The sequence below is a fragment of the Albimonas marina genome, from assembly GCF_029223255.1.
GTDB lineage: Bacteria > Pseudomonadota > Alphaproteobacteria > Rhodobacterales > Rhodobacteraceae > Albimonas.
Window position 1 is genome coordinate 613,262 of sequence record NZ_JARHUC010000003.1, and the last position, 23,689, is coordinate 636,950.

The 23,689-nt window shown below is 72.0% G+C and carries 14 protein-coding genes; 5 read left to right on the forward strand and 9 right to left on the reverse strand.

Going from position 1 to position 23,689, the window contains the following annotated elements; genetic code table 11:
- Positions 1–144: 144 nt before the first annotated feature.
- From P2H44_RS10500 to P2H44_RS10515, 4 genes are all read left to right on the forward strand, one after another.
- Entirely contained in the window at positions 145–3,591 is a 3,447-nt protein-coding gene (locus P2H44_RS10500; protein WP_275763474.1) for a pyruvate carboxylase, read from the forward strand.
- Between the two features lie 491 nt (positions 3,592–4,082).
- Positions 4,083–5,132, forward strand: a complete 1,050-nt coding sequence (locus tag P2H44_RS10505; protein ID WP_275763475.1) for a class I SAM-dependent methyltransferase — start codon at positions 4,083–4,085, stop codon at positions 5,130–5,132.
- 88 nt (positions 5,133–5,220) lie between these two features.
- A complete protein-coding gene (locus tag P2H44_RS10510) occupies positions 5,221–7,257 on the forward strand; it encodes an autotransporter assembly complex protein TamA (protein WP_275763476.1) in 2,037 nt (678 codons plus the stop codon).
- The gene (locus tag P2H44_RS10515) at positions 7,257–12,212 is read left to right on the forward strand and encodes a translocation/assembly module TamB domain-containing protein (protein WP_275763477.1); all 4,956 of its coding nucleotides are present in this window, start codon (positions 7,257–7,259) and stop codon (positions 12,210–12,212) included. The genes P2H44_RS10510 and P2H44_RS10515 overlap by 1 nt, the downstream gene beginning before the upstream one ends.
- 270 nt (positions 12,213–12,482) lie before the next feature.
- On the opposite strand, the gene P2H44_RS10520 is transcribed toward P2H44_RS10515, so the two are convergent.
- The 9 genes from P2H44_RS10520 to P2H44_RS10560 form a co-directional block, all read right to left on the reverse strand.
- Entirely contained in the window at positions 12,483–13,064 is a 582-nt protein-coding gene (locus P2H44_RS10520; RefSeq protein WP_275763478.1) for a glutathione peroxidase, read from the reverse strand.
- Between the two features lie 194 nt (positions 13,065–13,258).
- Positions 13,259–14,563, reverse strand: a complete 1,305-nt coding sequence (purB, locus tag P2H44_RS10525; RefSeq protein ID WP_275763479.1) for an adenylosuccinate lyase — start codon at positions 14,561–14,563, stop codon at positions 13,259–13,261.
- A gap of 301 nt (positions 14,564–14,864) precedes the next feature.
- Positions 14,865–15,188, reverse strand: coding sequence for a hypothetical protein (locus P2H44_RS10530; RefSeq protein ID WP_275763480.1), 324 nt, complete (start codon positions 15,186–15,188; stop codon positions 14,865–14,867).
- Positions 15,185–16,780, reverse strand: coding sequence for an ABC transporter ATP-binding protein (locus P2H44_RS10535; protein WP_275763481.1), 1,596 nt, complete (start codon positions 16,778–16,780; stop codon positions 15,185–15,187). The genes P2H44_RS10530 and P2H44_RS10535 overlap by 4 nt, the downstream gene beginning before the upstream one ends.
- A complete protein-coding gene (locus P2H44_RS10540; protein ID WP_275763482.1) occupies positions 16,777–18,000 on the reverse strand; it encodes an ABC transporter permease in 1,224 nt (407 codons plus the stop codon). Before P2H44_RS10540 ends, P2H44_RS10535 begins: the two co-directional genes overlap by 4 nt.
- Complete coding sequence (locus P2H44_RS10545) at positions 17,997–19,088, reverse strand: microcin C ABC transporter permease YejB (RefSeq protein WP_275763483.1); 1,092 nt, start codon at positions 19,086–19,088, stop codon at positions 17,997–17,999. The genes P2H44_RS10540 and P2H44_RS10545 overlap by 4 nt, the downstream gene beginning before the upstream one ends.
- Positions 19,089–19,253 (reverse strand): hypothetical protein, encoded by a 165-nt coding sequence (locus P2H44_RS10550; protein WP_275763484.1) that lies wholly within the window; start codon positions 19,251–19,253, stop codon positions 19,089–19,091. It abuts the gene before it with no gap.
- A complete protein-coding gene (locus tag P2H44_RS10555) occupies positions 19,250–21,268 on the reverse strand; it encodes an extracellular solute-binding protein (protein ID WP_275763485.1) in 2,019 nt (672 codons plus the stop codon). The genes P2H44_RS10550 and P2H44_RS10555 overlap by 4 nt, the downstream gene beginning before the upstream one ends.
- 140 nt (positions 21,269–21,408) lie before the next feature.
- Positions 21,409–22,497 (reverse strand): NADH:flavin oxidoreductase, encoded by a 1,089-nt coding sequence (locus P2H44_RS10560; protein ID WP_275763486.1) that lies wholly within the window; start codon positions 22,495–22,497, stop codon positions 21,409–21,411.
- 302 nt (positions 22,498–22,799) lie between these two features.
- Here P2H44_RS10560 and P2H44_RS10565 point away from each other — a divergent pair, with 302 nt between their 5' ends.
- The gene (locus P2H44_RS10565; RefSeq protein ID WP_275763487.1) at positions 22,800–23,585 is read left to right on the forward strand and encodes a calcium-binding protein; all 786 of its coding nucleotides are present in this window, start codon (positions 22,800–22,802) and stop codon (positions 23,583–23,585) included.
- Positions 23,586–23,689: the final 104 nt, after the last annotated feature.

The following is a 23,689-nucleotide window of genomic DNA, read 5'->3' on the forward strand; positions in this document are numbered from 1 at the left end:
CCCGTCGGCGGCGGCGGGTCGCTTTCCCCGCGGGCGGCGGCGGGTCGCTTTCGCTGCGGCGCAGCGTAGGCCCTTGCCCCCGGTCAGACGCCTGTGGTTTCTATGATCGCACCTGTCCGCGCCCAAGCCGGAGCACGTCCCCCGATGAAAGACTTCAAGAAGATCCTGGTCGCCAACCGGTCCGAGATCGCGATCCGCGTGATGCGGGCCGCCAACGAGCTGGGCAAGGCCACGGTCGCCGTCTACGCCGAGGAGGACAAGCTGGGCCTGCACCGCTTCAAGGCGGACGAGGCCTATCGCATCGGCGAGGGGCTGGGCCCGGTGGGCGCCTATCTCTCGATCGACGAGATGATCCGGGTGGCGAAGCTGTCGGGCGCCGACGCGATCCATCCCGGCTACGGCCTGCTGTCGGAGAACCCGGCCCTGGTCGACGCCTGCGACGCGGCCGGCATCGCCTTCATCGGCCCGACCGCGCGCGCCATGCGGATGCTGGGCGACAAGGCGAGCGCGCGCAACGCCGCCATCGCCGCGGGCGTGCCCGTGGTGCCCGCGACCGAGGTGCTGGGCGAGGACATGAAGGCCGTGCGCGCCATGGCCGACAAGGTCGGCTATCCGCTGATGCTGAAGGCCTCCTGGGGCGGCGGCGGGCGCGGCATGCGCCCGATCTTCGGCCCCGAGGAGCTGGAGGAGAAGGTGCGCGCCGGCCGGCGCGAAGCCGAGGCCGCCTTCGGCAACGGCGAGGGCTATCTCGAGCGGCTGATCCAGCGCGCGCGCCATGTCGAGGTGCAGGTGCTGGGCGACAGCCACGGCTCGATCCTGCACCTGTTCGAGCGCGACTGCACCGTGCAGCGGCGCAACCAGAAGGTCGTCGAGCGCGCGCCCGCCCCGTACCTGAGCGAAGAGCAGCGGGCCATGGTCTGCGAGCTGGCCCTGCGCATCGCGCGCCACGCCGGCTACGTGAACGCGGGAACCGTCGAGTTCCTGATGGACATGGACACGCAGGAGTTCTTCTTCATCGAGGTAAACCCGCGCATCCAGGTCGAGCATACCGTGACCGAGGAGGTCACCGGCATCGACCTGGTGAAGGCCCAGATCCGCATCGCCGAAGGCGCGACGGTGGCCGAGGCGACGGGCGTGCCCGGCCAGCACGCGGTGCAGCTGAACGGTCACGCCCTGCAGTGCCGCGTGACCACCGAGGACCCCACCAACAGCTTCATCCCCGACTACGGCCGCATCACCGCCTATCGCGGGGCCACGGGCTTCGGCATCCGGCTCGACGGGGGCACGGCCTATTCGGGGGCGGTGATCACCCGCTACTACGACTCGCTGCTCGAGAAGGTGACGGCCTGGGCGCCGCGGCCCGACGAGGCGATCAAGCGGCTGGACCGGGCGCTGCGCGAGTTCCGCATCCGCGGCGTGGCCACCAACATCGCCTTCGTCGAGAACCTGCTGAAGCACCCCAAGTTCCTCGACAGCTCCTACACCACCAAGTTCATCGACGAGACGCCGGAGCTGTTCGACTTTCCCGCCCGCCAGGACCGCGCGACCAAGCTGCTGACCTGGGTGGCGGACGTGACGGTGAACGGGCATCCCGACACCGCCGGGCGGCCCAGGCCCCCCGCCCACGCCCGCAAGCCCACGCCGCCCAAGGCGGTCGAGGGCGGCCCCGTGCCCGGCACGCGCGACCTGCTCGAGGCGCAGGGGCCCAAGGCCGTGGCGGACTGGATGCTGGGCGAGACGCGCCTGCTGGTCACCGACACCACCATGCGCGACGGCCACCAGAGCCTGCTCGCCACCCGCATGCGCAGCTACGACATGATCCGCGCGGCGGAGGCCTATTCGAAGAACCTGCCGGGGCTGTTCTCGGTCGAGTGCTGGGGGGGCGCGACCTTCGACGTCGCCTACCGGTTCCTCGACGAATGCCCCTGGCAGCGGCTGCGCGACCTGCGCGCGCGGATGCCCAACCTGATGACCCAGATGCTGCTGCGCGGGGCCAACGGGGTGGGGTATACGAATTATCCCGACAACGTGGTGCAGCGCTTCGTGCACCAGGCGGCGACCTCGGGCGTGGACGTGTTCCGGGTTTTCGACTCGCTCAACTGGGTCGAGAACATGCGCGTCGCGATGGACGCGGTGCTGGAGACGGGCAAGGTCCTGGAGGGGACCATCTGCTACACCGGCGACATCAACGACCCCGACCGCGCCAAGTACGACCTGAAGTACTACGTCGGCATGGCCAAGGAGCTTCAGGCCGCCGGCGTCCACGTGCTGGGGCTGAAAGACATGGCGGGGCTGCTGAAGCCCGCCGCCGCCGGGCCGCTGGTCCGCGCGCTGAAGGAGGAGACGGGGCTGCCCGTCCACTTCCACACCCACGACACCTCGGGCATCTCGGCGGCCACCGTGCTGGCGGCCGCGGCGGCGGGGGTCGACGCGGTGGACGCGGCGATGGACTCGTTCTCCGGCCAGACCTCGCAGCCCTGCCTCGGCTCGATCGTCGAGGCGCTGCGCCATACCGAGCGCGACACGCTGCTGGAGCCCGCGCGCATCCGCGAGATGTCGGACTACTGGGAGCTGGTGCGCCTGCAGTACGCGGCCTTCGAGAGCGAGCTGAAGGCCGGCGCCTCGGAGGTCTACCTCCACGAGATGCCAGGTGGGCAGTTCACCAACCTCAAGGCGCAGGCGCGCTCGATGGGGCTGGACGAGCGCTGGCACGAGGTCGCCAAGATGTATGCCGACGTCAACCGGATGTTCGGCGACATCGTGAAGGTGACGCCGTCCTCGAAAGTGGTGGGGGACATGGCGCTGACCATGGTCTCGGCCGGGCTGAGCGTGGACCAGGTGATGGACCCGAAGGTGGACGTGAGCTTCCCCGAGTCGGTGATCGGGATGCTGCGCGGCGACCTGGGCCAGCCGCCGGGGGGCTTCCCGAAGAAGCTGGTGAAGAAGGCGCTGAAGGGCGAGACGCCCGACGAGACGCGGCCCGGCGCGCGCATCCCGCCGGCGGATTTCGAGAAGATCCGCAAACAGGTCTCCGAGGAGCTCGACGGCGAGGAGATCGACGACGAGGACCTGTGCGGATACCTGATGTATCCCAAGGTCTTCACCGACTACATGAAGCGCCACGCCGACTTCGGCCCGGTGCGCGTGTTGCCCACGCCGACCTTCTTCTACGGCATGGAGGAGGGCGAGCAGATCGAGGTCGAGATGGAGCAGGGCAAGACCCTGCAGGTCGGCCTCTCGGCGATGACCGACACCGCCGAGGACGGCACGGTGAAGGTGTTCTTCGAGCTCAACGGCCAGCAGCGCATGATCACGGTGAAGAACCGCAAGGTCGCGGCGTCGGTCGAGGCGCGGCCGAAGGCCGACGCCGCCAACGCGGCCCATGTCGCGGCGCCGATGCCGGGCGTGGTGGCGTCCATCGCCGTCGAGGCCGGCAAGAAGGTGAAGGCCGGCGACATGCTGCTGACCATCGAGGCGATGAAGATGGAGACCGCGCTGCACGCCGAGCGGGAGGGGACCGTGAAGGCCGTCCACGTCTCGGCGGGGGCGCAGGTGGACGCCAAGGACCTGCTGGTCGAATACGAGAGCTGACGGGCGACCCGCCGCGGGGGGGGGCGCCGCGTCGGGGGGCCCGCCCGTGGGGGGCGTTCGGATCGCGGCGCGGGGCGGGTGCTGCGCATTCGGCGAGGGCCTCGCGAGGCGGGGCTCGCTCGGCTTGCGCGCTGCGCGCGGGGGCGCTTCGGGAACCCACCAAAGAACAGGGCCGCGCCTGTCCTTCGGATCCGTCCGTCGCTGAAGATGCCTGAGCGAGTCGGGGGGAGGGGTCAAGGACAAGCCCCGCGCGGGGCGCGGGGTCGCTTCGCGATCCCTGACCCCTCCCCCCGACTCGCTCTTCACGGCATCAGCGACGGACGGCTCCGAAGAACAGGCGCTCTCGGCGGAGCCTGCGGCGCGCGGGGGACTGGGGCGGGCGGCGGCGCCGGGGGGGCTTTGCGGAGCGCCTGGGGCTGGGCGGGGGCGGCGCGGGGCGCGGGGGGGCTTCGGCTCTGGCGCCGGGGGGCGGTTCGGGGTATCGGGCTGGCATGGCCGAACCTGATCCCATGGAGCTGCTCGCCGACGCCTTCGACGGCGAGCCCTCGCCCTTCGGGCCGCGTGGACTGCTGGTCCTGCGCGCCCGTCCCTCCCGCCATTTCGCGCGCGACGCGCTGGTCTGCGAGCAGGGGCTCAAGCCCCTCCACGTCGGGCTGGAAGCGGAGGGGCGCGAGGTTCATGCGGCGCTGCCCGACGACCTCGGCGGCTTTCCCGCCGCCGCCGTCTGCCTGACCCGCTCGCGCGCCGAGAACCGCGCCAACCTGGACCGCGCCTGGGCGCGGACCGTCGAGGGCGGGCGGCTGCTGGTCGCCGGCGCCAAGACCGACGGGATCGAGAGCCTGCAGAAGGCCCTGCGCAAGGCGGGGCTGGAAGTGGAGGCGACCCCGCGCCGCCACGGCCGGGTGCTGTCGCTGATCCGCACGGGCGAGCCGCCCGCGATCTTCGCCGAATGGCGCGAGGAGGCCGCCGCCGCGCCCCGCGTCGAGGCGATGGGGCGCCGCTTCGTCACCGCGGCGGGCGTCTTCTCCTGGGACCGGGTCGATCCGGGCTCGGCGCTGCTGGCCGAGGCGCTGCCGGAGCTCAAGGGCGCGGTGGCCGACCTGGGCGCGGGCTGGGGGTATCTCTCGGCGAAGATTCTCGAATCGGCGGAGGTCGTCTCGCTCGACCTGGTGGAGGCGGAGCGGGTCTCGCTCGACTGCGCGCAGGCCAACCTGGACGACCCGCGGGCGCGTTTCCACTGGGCGGACGTGCGTGCCATGCCGCTCGCGCGCGCCTCTCACGACACGGTGGTGGCGAACCCGCCCTTCCATGACGGGCGCGAGGTCTCGCTGGCGCTGGGGACCGCCTTCCTGGAGGCGGGAGCGCGTCTGCTGAAGCCTTCCGGGCGGCTCTGGGTCGTCGCCAACCGCACCCTTCCGTACGAGCGGGTGCTGGAGCGGGCCTTCGTGGAATGGTCCGAGGTCGGGGGCGACCGGACCTACAAGCTGCTGTGCGGGGCGCGGCCCCGGCCGCCCGCGGGGCGCCCGCGCACGGGGCGGTGAACTCCGCCGACCTTGCGCCTCGGGCGCGGGCCGCGCATCGTGGGGCCGCGCCGCTTCCCTGATGCCGCCAAGGGGTGAAAATCCGCGCATGAACCGCACGATCGCCCGGGCCTCCGGCCCGACCCTCGCGCGCCGCGCCGCGGCCTGCACGACCCTCGCCCTCGCGCTCTCCCTGGGCGGCTGCGGCCTGTTCGGGGAGCGCAAGGGCGACTTCCCGCCCCTCGAATTCGCCGAGCCCGAGAGCGCGGTGGAATACGAGGTGGAGCTGGTCGGCTCGCCCCGCGACGAGGCGACCTCGGCGCTGGAGGAATCGCTCTCGCTCTATCGCCGGCAGGAGGACGGGGCGCCCTCGCTCGCGATCCTGCGCCGGCGGGCGGAGCAGGACGTGGAGGCGACCAAGAAGATCCTGCGCAGCTTCGGCTACTACCGCCCCACGGTGAAGGTGGAGGTGGAGAAGACCGGCGAGGAGGCGCCCGCCGAGACGGCGCAGGCCGCGCCGGAGCGCCGCGAGCCGCAGCCCGTCCCCTCCTACACCTTCGGCCAGCTCTTCGGATCGGACGAGGACGAGGCGGCGGACCCGGCCGACGAGGATGGGACGCCCGGCGCGGAGCCCGCGGGCCCGCGGGAGACGGCGGTGGCGCGGGTGATCATCGATCCCGGCCCGGCCTTCCGCCTGACGCGTCACGAGTTCGTGGTGGTGGGCGATCCGAGCCGGCGTCGGAAGCTCGACCTGATGACGCCCGAGCAGGCGGGCTCCCCCGTCGGGCGGCGGGCGGACGCGGGCGAGATCCTGGCGGCCGAGGACAAGGCGGTGGCGGCGCTGCTCTACGACGGGCGGCCCTGGGCCAAGCTCCAGGGGCGGCGGGCGATCGCGGACATGGAGGCGGGGACCATCGAGATCGAGACCTCGGTCGATCCCGGGCCCTACGCCGAATACGGGGAGATCGAGGTCTCGGGGACCGACAAGGTCGTGCCCCAGCACATCCGCGGCTACCGCGACTTCCGCCACGGGCGGCCGGTCGACCGGCGCGACCTGCGCCAGTACCAGTCGGACCTGATGGAGACGGAGCTGTTCGACTCGGTCATCGTGAAGGTGCCCGACCAGCCGCCCTCCGGCGCCTCGGGCGACGCGGTCCCGATCCTGGTGGACGTGGTCGAGGGGCCGCGCAACACCGCGACCGCCGGCCTGCGCTTCAACACCGACAGCGGCCCCGAGGCGCGCGCGGGCTACACCCAGCGCAACCTCTTCGGGCGCGGCGAGCGGGTGGACGTGACCGGCGTGCTGGGCCAGAGCGAGCAGAGCCTGACGGTGGAGGGGCGCAAGCCCCAGTTCCTCCAGCGCCGCCAGACCCTGACCGGCTTCGCCCAGGCCCGCCACATCGAGGACAACGCCTACGACGAGACCGGCGCCACGCTGAGCGCGGGGCTCGAGCGCGAGCGCGCCCGCTACTGGACCTTCGGCGGCGGCGGGCTGGTCGAGTATTCCAACATCAACGACCAGCTCTATTCCGAGGACGTGGTGCTGCTGGGCCTGCCGGCCTACGTGCGCTACGACGGCTCGGACGACCTGCTGAACCCGACCGAGGGGGTGCGGGCCGCGATCTACGGCACGCCCTACTACGCCTTCCGCGACCGGGGCGATTCCCAGTTCCTGCGCGCGGAGACCATCGTCTCGGGCTACCTGCCCATCGACGAGGAGCATCGCTACGTGCTGGCAAGCCGGGGGCGGCTGGGCTCGATCTTCGCCGAGAACCTCAACGACGTGCCGCTGACCAAGCGGCTCTATTCCGGGGGCGGCGGCTCGGTGCGCGGCTACGGCGACCAGATGATCGGGCCGATCGACCGCAACAACGATCCCACCGGCGGACGCTCGGTCGTGGAGCTGAGCGTGGAGGCGCGCGCGCGGGTCTACGGCGACATCGGCGTGGTGGCCTTCGTGGACGCGGGCTCGGTCTCGACGGCGGTGGCGCCGGACTTCTCGGACGGGGTGCAGTACGCGGCCGGCGTCGGCGGGCGGTACTACTCGCCCGTGGGGCCGATCCGCTTCGACCTCGCCTTCCCGCTGAACGGGCGGAAGATCGACGACGCCTTCGGGTTCTATTTCTCCATCGGACAGGCTTACTGATGCGGCGTGCGATCCTGAGCCTCCTCGCGCCGCTGGCGCTGGCGGCCGCGATGCTGGCGGCCCAGCCGGCGGCGGCGCAGTTCTCGCTGCTGGGGCTGAAGAACGGGCTGGTGCAGTTCGTGCTGTCGCAGATCTCGGTCGAGGGCGAGTTCGAGATCACCGCCGACGGGGTCGAGGAGAACGACGAGGGCCAGACCGAGCTGCGCGGCATCAAAATCGCCGACGGCGAGGGCGTGTGGTTCGAGGCGCAGAGCGCCTCGCTGCGCTGGAACGCGAGCCGGATCCTGCGCGGCGAGGTCGAGATCTCGGACATCGCGCTGACGGGGATGCGGGTGCTGCGCACGCCGACGCCGCCGAAGGTGGAGGTGGTGGAGGATTCCGAGCTCGACCAGGCCGGGTTCGACCCGTTCGCCTGGCCGCGCTCCCCCATCACGGTGCGGGTCGAGAGCCTGCGCCTGGTCGACGCCTTCGTGGCCGAGGGGGTGTTCGCGCCGCAGTCGCTGGCCTTCGAGGCCACGGGATCCTTCCGCGACGAGGGGCAGATCCAGAGCCTGAAGCTCGACGTCGTGCGCACCGACGACGTGGAGGGGAACATCGCGCTGGAATACGTGCGCGACTTCTCGGACGAGAGCCTGAAGCTGGCGCTGAACGCCAAGGAGGCGCCGGGCGGGCTGGTGGCGGTGATGGGCGGGCTGCCCAACACCTCGGCCAGCTTCGTGACCCTCGACGCCTCTGGCCCGCTGGTGGACTGGAAGCTGGAGCTCGCCGCCGAGGTCGAGCAGGTGATCCGCGTCGACGGCAACGCGGTGATCGACGCGCAGGCGCCGGTGGCGGTGGACGCGGCGCTGGCGCTGGTTCCGGGGCCGGAGCTGTCGGAGCAGGCGCGCACGGCGCTGGGGGATCGGGCGATCCTCGACCTGTCGGTGCGCGAGGACGACGAGGGCGTGGTGCGGATCCAGACCGGCTCCTTCGCCTCGCCCTCGATCCAGGCCTCGGCCATCGGCACCTACCGGCGCGAGACGGGGGAGATGGATTTCGACCTGCGGCTGGCCGCCGGCGCGGTGATGTCGGAGGTGGCCGAGGGGGTCGACTTCGAGGCCGTCGGCTTCGACGGCGCGCTGAAGGGCGTGCCGGATGATTTCACCGCCTCGGGCGCGCTGACCCTGCGGGGGCTCGCGACCCAGCCCGCCGACATCGGCTCGGCGGCGCTGGAGGTGGCGGCGACGGTGCGCGGGCAGGAGCTGGAGGTGACCGCCGACGGCGACGCGACGGGCGTGCGGCTGGACCGGCTGGGGCCGGAGATCATGGGCGACACGAAGCTCGACGTCCGCGCGGTCTGGGGGCTGGAGAGCCAGCAGGCGCGGCTCGAGACCCTGTCGATCGAAAGCCCGCTGCTGTCGGTCTCGGCTCAGGGGCAGGCGGACGTGGCGCAGCAGACGGCGGCGCTGGACTACGAGGTCTCGACGCCCGATCTCGCGCCGGTGGCGGCGGCCTACGACCAGGTCGCGGGCGGGCGGCTCGCGGTCGACGGGCGGGCGGAGGGGCCGTTCTCGGCCCTGCACCTGACCGGGCGCGCGGCGGGCGAGGACCTGACCTTCCAGGGCGAGGACTACGGCACGGTGGCGGTGAGCCATGACGTGACCGTGGGCGAGACGATCGCGGGCAACGTGACGGTGGACGCCTCGGGCTCCCCCTACGGGCCGGCGAAGATCGCCACCGACTTCTCGCTGGAGGGCGAGACGCTGAGCGTGACCAACCTCGACGGGCAGGCGATGGGCACGGTCATGACGGGCTCGGCCGAGGTGGACCTGGCGACGACCCTGACCAAGGGGACGCTGACGGTCGAGGTCGCGGACCTGGGCGCGTTCTCCGACCTCGCGGGGGCGCCGCTGGAGGGGTCGCTGAAGGCGGACCTGGACCTGACCACGCCCGACGGCAAGCAGGACGTGCACCTGGTGGGCCGGGCGGACGGGCTGCGGGGATATGACGGGGAGCTGGCCTTCGCCGACCTCGACGTGACGGTGCGCGACGCGCTGGGCGAGAACGCGACGGCGGCCTTCGCGGTGGCGGCCGAGGACGCGGTGCTGCATGCCGCCGGCGCGCGCAAGGCGACCGAGACGGCGGCCGAGGCGACGCAGGAGGCCGGCGCCGAGAGCGTGGCCGACAAGACCGCCGATGCGGCCGCGGATGCGGCGAAGGAGGCCGAGGCCGAGAACCCCGTCGCCGACGTCGCCCGCGTGAAGCGCCTGGAGCTGACCGGCGAGGCGACCGACCTGACCGGCGCCCCCGCGGTGCGCGCCAAGGCCGTGGTGACCGAGGCGACCTCCCCCCAGTACGAGGCGCGGCTCGCCCGCGTCACGGTGGAGGCGGATCTGAAGGACCTGACCGGCGCGCCCCAGGGCACGGTGCGGCTGCTGGCCGAGGACGCCTCGGGGCAGGGCGCCGAGGTGGCGGTGCTGGACGTGACCGTGGACGGGGTGAACCTGGTCGAGGATCCCTCCGCCCGCGCGGTGGGCTACGCCGAGGGGATCGCCGCCGAGGGCGCGACGGTGGCGCGGGTCGATTTCGACGCCCGCGGCGAGGATCTGCTGGGCGAGGGGCGGGGCGAGGCCTCGATCCGGGCCCGGAGCCTCGCGGCGGAGGGGGTGTCGGTCGAGACGCTGGACGCCTCCGCCACGGCCGAGGGGCTGACCACCGGGCGCAGCGCGGAGCTGACGGCCACGATCGGCGGGATCGACGCCGGCGGGGCGCGCGTGAGCACGGTGGAGATCGCGGCGCAGGGAAGCGACCTGATGGGCGCGCCCTCGGCCACGGTGAAGGCGACCGCGAGCGGCGTGGACGCGGGCGGGGCCACGGTGCGCACCGTGACGCTGGACGCCCAGGGCTCCAACCTGATCGCCGCCCCGCAGGCGACCGCGAAGGCGGTGGCGAGCGGCATCGACGCGGGCGGGGCGACCATCGCCACGGTGACCGTGGACGCCGAAGGGTCGAACCTGATCGAGGCGCCGCGCGGCAAGGCGACCGTCGTCGCCTCGACCGTCGACGTGCCCGGCGCGGCGGCGCTGAGCCGGGTGACCGCGCGGGCCGAGGGCGGGCTGGAGGCGCTGAGCTTCTCGGTCGACGGGGCGGGGACCACGGCCGACGACGAGCCGATCGCGATCCGGGTGGACGGGCGCGGCAAGCTCGACGGCGACCCGCAGACGATCACCGTCTCGACCCTCTCGCTCTCGGCCGGAGAGGTGGTGGTGGCCCAACAGGGGCCGCTGAACGTGCGCCTCTCGGGCGGGACGACCGAGGTGCAGGGGCTGAACGTCTCGCTGCCCGGCGGCGGGCTGACGGGGACGGCGACGCTGTCCTCGGGCGGCGCGCAGGGGAACCTCGAGCTCGCCATCGGCGACCTGCCGGCGCTGGCGCGGATCGTGGACGCGCCGGTGGACTCGGGCTCGGTGCAGGTGTCTGCGGATTTCGACACGCGGCCGGGCTCGGCCCGGGCGAAGGTGACGGGGCAGGCGCGCGACCTCGGCTTCTCGAACCTGACGGTGGACGAGGGGGCGCTCGCGGTCGACTTCGACGCGGACTGGAACGGGCGGATGATGAACGCCGAGGGCGTGATCCGCGGGCCCTTCGGCCAGGACGGGGTGCGGGTGACCGCGGCCCTGCCGCTGCGCCCGGCGGGGATGGTCCCCGCGCCGCCGCCGGGGGCGCAGATCGACGCCGCGGTGATCTGGCAGGGCCGGGCCGAGGCGATCTGGCCGCTGCTGCCGCTGCCCGACCACGTGCTGACGGGCGAGCTCGACGTGGACCTGAAGGTGACCGGCACGCTGGACGCGCCGCAGCCGGCGGGGCGCATCCAGCTGATCGACGGGACCTACCAGAACCTCGAGACGGGCACGATCCTCGACGACATGCAGGTCCGCTCGACGCTGCGCGACGGGGGCGGGCTGCGGGTGCGGCTGACCGCGACCGACGGCGCGGGCGGGCCGGTGGAGGCGACGGTGGACCTGGTGGGCGACCAGATCACCGCCTCGGCCACCACGCGCGAGGCGGTGCTGGTGCGCCGCGACGACGTGACCGCCGCGGTCTCGACGGACATCAGGGTGGAGGGCCCCACCATCGCCCCCGCGGTGACCGGAGAGATCCGGATCGACCGGGCCGAGGTGCGCCTGGTCAACGCCACGCCGCCGTCGCTGCCGGACCTCGGCGAGGTGGAGATCAAGGGCGAGCCCCCGAAGGAGGCGGAGCCCGAGGCCGACGGCGGCCCGACGCTCGAGCTCAAGATCGTGGCGCCGGGGAACATCTTCGTGCGCGGGCGCGGCCTGACCTCGGAATGGCGGGTGGACCTGGCGGTGAAAGGCTATGCCGCCTCGCCCCGGATCACCGGCGAGGTTGCGGGCGTGCGCGGCACGCTCGACTTCCTCGGCCGGGACTTCGACCTGGTGCGCAGCCAGGTGAAGTTCCTGGGCGGGCCGGAGATCAACCCGCAGCTCGACGTCGCCTTCGAGCATGAGCGCGCCGACATCCTGGGCCGGATCGCGGTGCGGGGCAGCGCCTCGGACCCGCAGCTCGCCTTCGAGTCGGTGCCCGCGCTGCCCGAGGACGAGGTCCTGCCGCGGGTGATCTTCGGGACCAACCGCCAGAGCCTGACGGCCGCGCAGGGCATCCAGCTCGCCGCCGGCGTCGCCACGCTCGCCTCCGGCGGGGAGGGCGCGCTGGGGCGGGTCCGCTCGGCGGTGGGGCTCGACGTGCTGGCGGTGGACGCGACGGGGGACGGGACCTCGATCTCGGCCGGGCAGAACGTGGCGGACGGGGTCTACGTGGGCGTGAAGCAGCCGGTGGACGGCGGCGCGACCTCGGTGGAGGTCGAGGTGGACGTGTTCGAGCATGTCACCGTCGACGCCGAGACCAGCGGCGCCGACGGCTCCTCGGTCGGCGTGAACTGGAAATACGACTGGTGAGGCGGGGCGGGGGCCTGACCCCCGCCGCGCCGAAAAGACCGGCCCGCCGCGCGTCGCGCGGCGGGCCGTTTTCGTCGGGCGGTCTTGACTCCCGGCTGCGCGGTCCGGGGCGATCCGCGTCCGCAGGAGGGGGCGGGAGATCCGCGGCCGGGCGCCGGTTGGTCCGGGCGCCCCGGCCGGGGCGCGCCGCGGGCGGAGGGGAGGCGGCAGGCGCGACGGTCGACGCGGCGCCTGGCTGCGACGGGCGAAGGTCGGCCGGGGGGCGTCGGCTCAGCCGGCGGGGAGCAGGGCCTCGATGGTCTCGGTGAGCTCGGCCGACTGGGGGTCCACGGCGCTGTCCCAGGCGCCGGCCAGCCCGCCGTCGGGGCCGATCAGGTACTTGTGGAAGTTCCAGCGCGGCGCCGGCAGGTCGCGGCCGCGGCCCTCGGCGGCGGCCCAGGCGTAGAACGGGTGGGCCTGCGGGCCCTTCACGCGCACCAGGCCCGACATCGGGAAGTCGATGGCGAAGTTGACCTCGCAGAAGTCCTTGATCGCGCCCTCGTCTTCGTATTCCTGGCGGCCGAAGTCGCGGCTGGGCGCGCCCACCACCACCAGGCCGCGCTCGCGATAGGTCTCCCACAGCGCCTGGAGCCCGTCGTACTGGGGGGTGAAGCCGCAGCGCGAGGCGGTGTTGACCACCAGCACCGGCCGGCCCGCGTAGTCGGCGAGCGCGATGCGCTGGCCGGCGCCCTCCAGCGGTTCGAACACGAAGGCATGGGCGGTGGCGCCGGCGGCCCGGGCCATGTGCGGCAGCGCGAGGGCGCCCGCGCCCAGCGCGAAGAAACGGCGACGATGGATGTTCGGCTGGCTCATGACGCTACGTCTCCTGGTCTCTCGCATCAGATACGTAGGAAACGCGCGATCGGTTTCATCGGCCGCGACGGTTCGCGCGGACGGCGGCTCGCAGGGCGGAGGGCGATCCCGCGGCGCGGGCCGGGCCCGGAACGCGAAAGGCGCGCCGCGGGGGCTCCGCGGCGCGCCTTGTCGTGGGGCTCGGCCCAGGGGGATCAGTCCTCGGCGAAGACCCGGTCGAAGATCACGTCGACGCGCTTGAGGTGGTAGCCGAGGTCGAACTTCTCCTCGAGCTCGGCGTCCGACAGGGCGGCGGTCACCTCGGGGTCGGCCTTCAGCTCGGTCAGGAAGTCCGCGCCGTGCTCCCACACCTTCATGGCGTTGCGCTGCACCAGGCGGTAGCTGTCCTCGCGCGAGCAGCCGGCCTGGGTCAGGGCCAGCAGCACCCGCTGCGAGTGGACCAAGCCTTTGAACTTGTTGAGGTTCGCCAGCATGTTCTCGGGGTAGACCACCAGCTTGTCGATCACGCCGGTCAGGCGGGCCAGCGCGAAGTCGAGGGTTATGGTGGCGTCGGGGCCGATGTAGCGCTCGACGGAGGAGTGGGAGATGTCCCGCTCGTGCCACAGCGCCACGTTCTCCAGCGCCGGGACCACGTAGCCGCGGACCATGCGCGCGAGGCCGGTGAGGTTCTCGGTCAGCACCGGGTTGCGCTTGTGGGGCATCGCCGAGGAGCCCTTCTGGCCGGGGGAGAAGAACTCCTCGGCCTCCAGCACTTCCGTGCGCTGCATGTGGCGGATCTCGATGGCGATGTTCTCGATCGAGCTTGCCACCACGCCCAGCGCCGCGAAGAAGGCGGCGTGGCGGTCGCGGGGGATCACCTGGGTGGAGATGGGCTCGGGCTCCAGGCCCATGGCCTTGCAGACGTGCTCTTCGACGAACGGGTCGATGTTGGCGAAGGTGCCCACGGCGCCGGAGATCGCGCCGGTGGCGATCTCGAACCGGGCCTTCTCGAGCCGGTTCCGGTTGCGCTTCATCTCGGCGTAGAAGCGCGCGAAGGTCAGGCCCATGGTGGTGGGCTCCGCGTGGATGCCGTGGGAGCGGCCGATGCGGACCGTGTCCTTGTGCTCGAACGCGCGGCGCTTGAGGGCGGCGAGCAGGGCGTCGACGTCGGCGATCAGGATGTCGGCGGCCTGGACCAGCTGCAGGTTGAAGCAGGTGTCGAGGATGTCGGACGAGGTCATCCCCTGGTGCACGAAGCGCGCCTGCGGGCCCACCAGCTCGGCCAGGTGGGTGAGGAAGGCGATGACGTCGTGCTTGGTCTCGCGCTCGATCTCGTCGATGCGCTCGATGTCGAAGGTCATGTCCTTCGCGGTCCAGACCTGGGCGGCGGCTTCCTTGGGGATCACGCCCAGCTCGGCCTGGGCGTCGCAGGCGTGGGCCTCGATCTCGAACCACAGGCGGAACTTGGTCTCGGGCGTCCAGACGGCCGTCATCTCGGGGCGGGCGTAACGGGGGATCATGGCGGCGGCCTCTGCGTCAGGGAGCGGGACGCGCGGGGGATAGCGCGCGGGGGCCGACGCGGCAAGACGGCGGAGGCGCGCAAGCGGGGGCGAGGGGAGCCGCGCGTCGGGCGAGGCGCCGTCGGGGCGGTCGCGCCCGCGCGGCGCGGCGGGCGGCGGCGCGGGCGGGGAGGGGCGCGGCGCGCGAGGCCGGGGCCCGGCCGGCCAGGGGCGCGTCGCGTCGGGGCCGCGCGGGCGGGGCGGCGCGGCCGGCGCGCGGGTCGACGCGCGGCTTCGCTGAAGGAGAGCGCTTCGGCCGGCGTCAGTCGCCGCTGGCGCGGACGCGGAACTGGTCGGCGTCCTCGGGGTTCGGCTCCAGGATCCAGGCCTTGGCGCCGATGCGCGCGCCCTTCGAGGTGCGGTAGGCCGCGACCTCGAGCCTCGTGCGCCCGCCGGGCATCGCCGCGGCGCGGCCGGAGGCGACGACGCCGTCGGAGAACTCGACCCGCACCGGGTTGCCGGCGGGCGACACGGCGTCCGCGTCGAGCAGGCGGCAGGTGGCGCCGAGGTAGAGATGGGTGTGGTCGACGAAGACCTCGCCCCCCGTTTCGGCCGCGTCGCCCTTCCTGCCGAGGAACCGGATCATGCCGCCGCGCCGCCGAGCGCCGCGCGCATCAGCTCCCGCGTGTAGTCGGTGCGGGGGGCGGAGAACACCTCCTCGGCGGTTCCGCTTTCGACGATGTCGCCGGTCTTCATCACGATCACCCTGTGCGACATGGCCCTCACGACCTTGAGGTCGTGGGATATGAACAGATAAGCCATCCCGTGTCGCGTCTGCAGTCGTCGCAGGAGGTCGACGATCTGCACCTGCACCGTCATGTCGAGGGCCGAGGTCGGCTCGTCCAGCACCAGCAGCTTGGGCTTGAGGATCATCGCGCGGGCGATGGCGATGCGCTGGCGCTGGCCGCCGGAGAACTCGTGCGGGTAGCGGTCCATCATCGCGGGGTCGAGGCCGACCTCGGTCATCGCCTCGGCCACCGCCGCGCGGGGATCGTCGACGCCGGGCAGCTGGTGGACGGTCAGCCCCTCGGAGATGATCTGCTCGATGGTCATGCGGGGGCTGAGCGAGCCGAACGGGTCCTGGAAGACCATCTGCATCTGGCGGCGCAGCGGGCGCAGGGCCTTGGCGTCGCGGCCCTGCATGTCCTCGCCCAGGAACACCACCGGCCCGTCGGAGGAGATCAGCCGCATCAGCGCGAGCGCGAGCGTGGTCTTGCCCGAGCCGCTCTCGCCCACGATGCCCAGCGTCTCGCCGGCATGGACGGCGATCTGGGCGTGGTTCACGGCCTTCACGTGGCCCACGGTCTTGCGCAGCAGGCCGCGGCGGATCGGGAACCAGATCTTGAGGCCCGGCGTCTCGACCACCACGGGGGCGTCGGCGGGGGCGGGGGGCGCGGTCCCCTTCGGCTCGGCCGCCAGCAGCTTGCGGGTGTAGGCGTGCTGGGGGTCGGCGAAGAGGGGGGCGGTCGCGTTCGTCTCGACGATATGGCCGTCCTTCATCACCGCGACCCGGTCGGCGATGCGGCGCACGATGCCGAGGTCGTGGGTGATGAACAGCATCGACAGCCCCTCGTCGCGCTGAAGCTGCTTCAGCAGGTCGAGGATCTGGGCCTGGATGGTGACGTCGAGGGCGGTGGTCGGCTCGTCGGCGATCAGCAGCCGGGGGCCGTTGGCGAGCGCCATGGCGATCATCACCCGCTGGCGCTGACCGCCCGAGAGCTGGTGGGGATAGGCGCCCAGCCGCTCCTCCGGGTCGCGGATGCCGACCTTGCGCATCAGGTCCAGCGTGCGCTCGCGCGCCTTCGCGCCGCTCAGGCCCTGGTGGAGGGCGAGGCTCTCCCCGATCTGGCGCTCGATCGTGTGGAGCGGGTTGAGCGAGGTCATCGGCTCCTGGAAGACGAAGCTGACGTCGTTGCCGCGCACGCGCCGAAGCTCCCGCTCGGGCGCGCCGACCATCTCGGCGCCGTCGTAGAGGACGGAGCCCGAGACCTCGGCCGTGTCGGGCAGGAGGCCCACGGTGGAGAGCGCGGTGATCGACTTGCCGGAGCCGGATTCGCCCACCAGCGCCAGCGTCTCTCCGCGCTCGACATGGAAGGAGACGCCGTGGACGGCCTGGCTCACGCCCTCGCGGTTGCGGAAGCCGATGGCGAGGTCGCGGACGTCGAGGAGGCGGCTCATCGGAACGCCTTTCGCGGATCGAAGGCGTCGCGCACGCCTTCGAAGACGAAGACCAGCAGCGACAGCATGATGGCGAAGGTGAAGAAGGCGGTGAAGCCCAGCCACGGCGCCTGGAGGTTGTTCTTTCCCTGCAGCGCGAGGTCGCCCAGCGAGGGGTAGGAGGCCGGCAGGCCGAAGCCGATGAAGTCGAGCGTCGCCAGCGTCGAGATCGAGGCGGTGAGGATGAAGGGCATCATCGTCAGCGTCGCCACCATCGCGTTGGGCAGCAGGTGGCGGAACATGATCGTCCAGTCCCCGACGCCCAGCGCGCGGGCGGCGCGGACGTACTCGAAGTTGCGCGCGCGCAGGAACTCGGCCCGCACCACGTTCACCAGCGCGGTCCACTGGAACAGCGACAGCAGGATCAGCATCGACCAGAAGGTCGGCTCGATGATCGCGGCGATGATCATGATCAGGAACAGGGTGGGGATGGCGGACCAGATTTCCTCCACCCGCTGGAAGGTGAGGTCCACCCAGCCGCCGAAATAGCCCTGCGAGGCGCCCGCCACCACGCCGATCACGGTCGAAAGCGCGGTCAGCGCCAGCCCGAACAGGACCGAGATGCGGAACCCGTAGATCACCCGCGCCAGCACGTCGCGCGCCTGGTCGTCGGTGCCCAGCCAGTGGGTCGCGTCGGGGGGCGAGGGGGCGGTCTCAACCCCGTAGGAGATGGTGTCGTAGCTGAACGGGATCAGCGGCCACCAGATCGAGCCGGGATGGGCGCCCTCGATCTCCTCGCCGGCCTCGACCTGGGCGATCAGCCCCTCGGGGTCGTCGAAGCAGGCGTCGAGCCCGCCGGTCAGGATCAGGCAGCGCACCTCGATGGCGCGGTAGTCGGCCTCGGTCTCGAAGTCGCCGCCGTAGTCGGTCTCGGGGTGGAACTCGAAGATCGGGAACATCGCCTCGCCCCGGTACATGACCAGGAACGGCTTGTCGTTGGCCACGAACTCGGCGAACAGCGAGACGACGAACAGGACCAGGAAGACCCACAGCGACCAGAAGGCCCGGCGGTTGGAGCGGAAGTTGTCCCAGCGCCGCTTCTGCAGGGGGTCGAGCTGGAACAGCCGGCGCCGCGGCGGCGGAACCAGCGCGGGCGCGGGCGCGGGGCCGGCCGGGGTCTCGGTCGGGGCGACCGCGTCGAGCGCGGCCACGGTTTCGGGCGGGGTCTCGGGCCGGGTCATGTCTCGCGGCTCTCGAAGTCGATGCGCGGGTCGATCCACACGTAGGTCAGGTCCGAGATCAGCTTCACCACCATGCCCAGGATCGAGAACAGATAGAGCGTGCCGAACACCACCGGGTAGTCGCGGTTCACGATGCTCTCGTAGCCCAGCAGGCCGAGCCCATCGAGGGAGAACACGATCTCGATGATGAAGGCGCCGGTGAAGAAGATCGAGATGAAGGCGGCCGGGAAGCCCGCCACCACGATCAGCATGGCGTTGCGGAAGACGTGGCCGTAGAGGACCTTGCGCTCCGACAGGCCCTTGGCGCGGGCGGTGACCACGTACTGCTTGCGGATCTCGTCCAGGAAGGAGTTCTTGGTCAGCAGCGTCAGCGTGGCGAAGCCCGAGATCGACATGGCGATGACGGGCAGGGTGATGTGCCAGAAGTAGTCGAGGATCTGCGCGCCCGTCGACATCTGCCAGAAGCCGTCCGAAACGAGGCCCCGCAAGGGGAACCATTGCCAGTAGCTGCCGCCGGCGAAGAAGATCAGCAGCATCACCGCGAACAGGAACCCCGGGATCGCGTAGCCCACCACCACCACCGCCGAGGTCCAAGCGTCGAAGACGGTGCCGTCGCGCACCGCCTTGCGGATGCCCAGCGGGATCGAGACGAGGTAGGCCAGCAGCGTCGTCCACAGCCCGAGGCTGATCGAGACGGGCATCTTCTCGAGGACCAGGTCGATGACCGAGATCGAGCGGTAGTAGCTCTCGCCGAAGTCGAAGCGCAGGTAGTTCCAGATCATCAGGCCGAACCGCTCCAGCGGGGGCCGGTCGAAGCCGAACTGCTTCTCGAGATCGGCGATGAAGTCGGGGTCGAGGCCCTGGGCCCCGCGGTACTCGGAGCTCGCGGGCCCGCCGCCGCCGCCGCCCGCCTCGCCGCCGCCGCCGCCCGTGAAGCGGTCGGTGGCCGAGGAGGGGTCGTTGAGCTGGGAGATGATCTGCTGCACCGGGCCGCCCGGCGCGAACTGGATGACCGCGAAATTGATCGCCATGATCCCGAACAGGGTCGGGATCATCAGCAGGATGCGGCGAAGGATGTAGGCGCCCATTCAGGCGTCGGTCCGGTCGGTCTCGGCCGTGTCGGGGCGGCGGCGCGGCCGGTCGACCGGCACGCGGATGGGCTCGCGCTCGGGGCGGCGTCCGGCGCCGAGCAGGGCCGCGGCGGCGGTGGCGCCGGCGAAGCCGATCAGGATCAGGGTCTCTTCCGGGGTCACAGCGGCGCGCCCTCCGACTTGAGCTTCTGGTATTTCGTCTCGTCCCACCACCAGTACTCGTCGCCGCGGGAGTAGGGGGGCGGGCTGTCGGGCCGCCCGAACACGTCCCAGAAGGCGATGTTGTACCGGCTCTTGTACCAGTTGGGGATCCAGATGTGCAGCGCGCGCAGCACGCGGTCGAGCGCGCGGGCCGCCACGTCGAGGCTTTCGCGGCTGTCGGCGGCGATCACCTTCTCGATCAGCGCGTCGACGGCCGGGTTGGCGAGGCCGGTGAGGTTGGGCGTGCCCGGCTTGTCGGCCGCTTCGGAGGAGAACAGGGGCCGCAGGCCCTGGCCCGGGGTCATCGACATCACGAAGCGGCCGGGGACCACGTCGTAGTCGAAATCCTCCTGCCGCTGCTGGTACTGGGCGGGATCGACGACGCGCAGGCTGGCGTCGACGCCCATCTTGCGCATGTTGGCGATCATCGGGCCGATGATCCGCTCGAACGTGGGGCTGTCGTCGAGGATCTCGACCCGCAGGGGCTGGCCCTCGGCGTTGACCCGCATGCCGTCCTTCACCGTCCAGCCGGCCTCGTCGAGCAGCTTCATCGCCCGCCGCAGCAGGCGGCGGTCGGAGCCGGAGCCGTCGGAGACGGGGGGCATGTAGGCGGGATCCTCGAAGACCTCCGCCGGCAGCTCGTCGCGCAGCGGCTCGAGCAGGGCGAGCTCGGCCTCCGACGGCATCCCCTCGGCCACCATGGGCGAGTTGCCGAAGAAGGAGACGGTGCGGTCGTAGAGGCCGTAGAACAGGGTCTTGTTCGACCACTCGAAGTCGAAGGCCAGGCTCAGCGCCTCGCGCACGCGCGGGTCCTGGAACTGGGGGCGGCGCATGTTGAACCAGAAGCCCTGGGTGCCCGAGGGGCGCCCGTCGGGGATCTGGTCCTGCTTCACCCAGCCCTTCTGGAGGGCGGGGAAGTTGTATTCCGTGGCCCAGGTCTTCGAAAAGAACTCTTCATGGAAGGTGAAGGCGCCGCCCTTGAAGGCCTCGAAGGCGGCCGTGTAGTCCTTGAAGTACTCGAACACGTAGCGGTCGAAGTTGCTGCCGCCCACGTTCACCGGCAGGTCCGCGCCCCAGTAGTCGGCGCGCCGGCGGTAGATGATCCGGCGGCCGGGTTCGGCGCGCTCGACCTCGTAGGGGCCCGACGCCAGCATCGGCTCGAGCGTGGAGGCGGAGAAGTCGCGCTCCGCCCACCAGGCCTTCGACAGCGCCGGCAGGCCACCCACGATCGCGGGCAGGTCGCGGGTGGCGACGCCGGGCTTGAAGTCGAAGCGGATCGCGAGGTCTTCGACCACCGTCGCGCTTTCGATGTCGCGATACTGGATGCGGTAGGACGGGTGGCCTTGGTCGCGCAGCGCCTCGAAGGTGAACTTGATGTCCTCGGCGGTGACGGGGGAGCCGTCGGAGAACCGCGCCTCCGGGCGCAGGCGGAACAGCACCCAGGAGCGGTCCTCGGGATATTCGAGGGTCTCGGCGAGCAGGCCGTAGGCGGCGTCGATCTCGTCGGGGGAGCCGACCAGCAGCGTGTCGAACAGCGCCCCCATGCCCTGCGCGGCCTCGCCCTTGAGGATGAAGGGGTTGAGGCTGTCGAAGGTGTTCGAGGCGGAGGTCCCGCGGCCCGACCAGGTCCCGCCCTGGGGCGCGTCGGGGTTCACGAAGTCGAAATGCTTGAAATCGGGCGGGTATTTCAGATTCCCGAAGGTGGAGATGCCGTGGGAGACGATCACGCCGTCCGCGTTCGCGGCCGGGGCGGCGCCGGCGGGGGCGTCGCCCGAGGCGGCGCGCAGGGCGCGCGGCGCGAGGCCGATCGCGGCGCCGAAGGCGGCGAAGCCGAAGGCGAGCTCGCGGCGCGACAGCGCGTGGGGCGCCCGGATCGCGAGCGTCTCGGCCGGCGTCGCGCCGCGGGCCGCGTCCGCCCGCGCCGGGGCGGCGTCGGTCAGGGCTGCGGGGCGTCTGTCGGCGGGGCGCTGCGGCATCGGCGGATCTCCCTTGTCTCCGTCCTCTAAAGGGTTAGGCCGCGCCCCCCTCCAGTTCAAGCGCACCCGCGAGGACGTGAGCGCGCGCCCCCCCTCGCGGTCGCCCGGGGGCGGGGCCGCGAGGGGGGAGGGCGGTCGGCTCAGGCGGCCGACTCGGCCTCTTCCACGAAGCCCTTCCAGTTGCGCATGTACTGCACGAAGGAGGGCGACAGACCCTCGGCCAGCAGGTGCGCCTCCGAGACCGGGGTGGCCGGCGAGACGTAACCCGCGTCGGCGATCGCCCGGTCGGGGAAGTCGTGGCGCAGGATCGCGGCGCGCCCGATCACGGCGAAGTCGCAGCCGCGGTCCAGCGTCTCCTGCGCCTGGGCGGCGGTCATCAGCTTGCCGGCCACGCCCAGCTTCGTGCCGTGGCGGGGCAGGTCGGTGAACCAGCCCAGCAGGTCGCGCTCGGCGAAGCCCTCGTCCATGGGCTTCTTGAAGACGTCCCACAGCGACATGTCGAGATAGTCGAGCTTGCCGCCCGCCATCACCTCGGCGGCGAGGTCGCGGATCTCGGCCAGCTCCATCCCGAAGCGCTCGGGCGACAGGCGCAGGCCCACCTGGAAGTCCGGACGGCAGGCGGCGCGGATGCCGTCGAGGATCTCGAGCGTCAGGCGGGCGCGATTCTCCAGCGCGCCGCCGTACCGGTCGTCGCGACGGTTGTACTGGGTCGAGAGGAAGGCGCAGAGGATGTAGCCATGCGCGCCGTGGATCTCGACCCCGTCGAAGCCCGCCTTCTGGGCGCGCACGGCGGCGGCGATGAAGTCGTCGCGCAGTTGCTCGACCTCGGCCGTGGTCAGGGCGCGGGCCCCGGTCTCGGCGTCGTCGGAGGGGGCGACCACGTCGTCCACCAGCGTCTTGGGGCAGCGCATGCCCCCATGATGGAGCTGGACGGAGGAGACGGAGCCCGCCGCGCGGATCCCGTCGGCGAGGCGCGTCAGCCCCTCGAGGTGCTGGTCCCCGAAGATGCCGAGCTGGCCCGCGAAGGCGTTGCCCGAGGGCTGGACATGGGCGGCGCAGGTCATGGTCAGCCCGAAGCCGCCCTGCGCGCGCAGGGTCAGCCAGCGGTATTCGTCGTCCGAAAGCGTGCCGTCGGCGTGGCTCTGCTGGTTGGTCAGCGGCGCCAGCATGAAGCGGTTCTTCCAGGCGGGTCCGCGCGTCAGGGACAGGGCGTCTGCAAGGCGGGTCATGGCGGGTCGGGCTCCTCCTGAATCTGGTTGGGGGGACGGGACCAAGTCGCGCGGCAAGTGTCAATCGCGGGAGGGGGTCCCGCCCCGCGGCGGCGGCGCGGCCGGACGGGCGCGACAAGCGTGAATGAGGCGGAACCGGGCGCCGAATGGTCCGGGATGGGACACGTTCCCGCCCTTGGCCGGCCGTCTCGCGATGCAAGTTCATAAGCATCGGCGGCCCTTGCGGGGTCGCCCCCCTTTCGCAGGACGACCGGGCGCCCCAGCCCCGACTGCGTGCAAGACAGAAGAAGAGGAGCCGCCCCATGGCCGACCCCAAGCATGATCCCATCGTCGAGTTCGCCGGCAACGGACACGATTCCGTCTACGGCCTCGACAACGACGATCGCCTGCATGGCGAGAACGGCCACGATTCCCTCTGGGGCCGGCAGGGCGACGACCGCCTGTTCGGCGGCAACGGCAAGGACGCGCTCTACGGCGGCGACGACGACGACCTCCTGCAGGGCGGCAACGGCAAGGACCTGCTGGAAGGCGGCGACGGCGCCGACAAGCTGGTCGGCGAGAACGGCAAGGACGAGATGCACGGCGGCTGGGGGGGCGACTGGCTCTCGGGCGGCAACGGCAAGGACTACCTCGACGGCGGCAAGGGCTCGGACGTGCTGATGGGCGGCTCGGGCTCGGACGAGCTGCGCGGCGGGGGCTTCGCCGACGAGCTCTACGGGAATTCCGGCGCCGACCTGCTGATCGGCGGCGGCGCGGACGACTTCCTGTTCGGCGGCAAGGGCAGCGACGCGCTGTTCGGCGGCGATGGCGACGACGTGCTCGACGGCGGCCTGGGCAAGGACCGGCTGATCGGCGGCGACGGCGACGACACCTTCCTGATCGGCGCCGGCGGCAAGGCGAAGGTCGTGGACTTCACCGACGACGAGGACTCGTTCCACGTGGCCGGCAATGCCGACGGCTTCGCCGACCTGACCCTGAAGGAGAAGGCCAACGGCGACGTGGTGGTGAAGTTCGACGGCGACATGCTGGTGCGCATCAAGGATGCCGACATCGGCGACCTCGACCATCACGACTTCATGTTCGGTTGAGGCCGGACCGAGCCTCCGGGCGACAAGGGGCGGGGCCGCGCGACGGCCCCGCCCCTTTTTCTTGCGCGCCGCGCGCCCGGCCGGACGCGCAGGCGCCGCGTCGA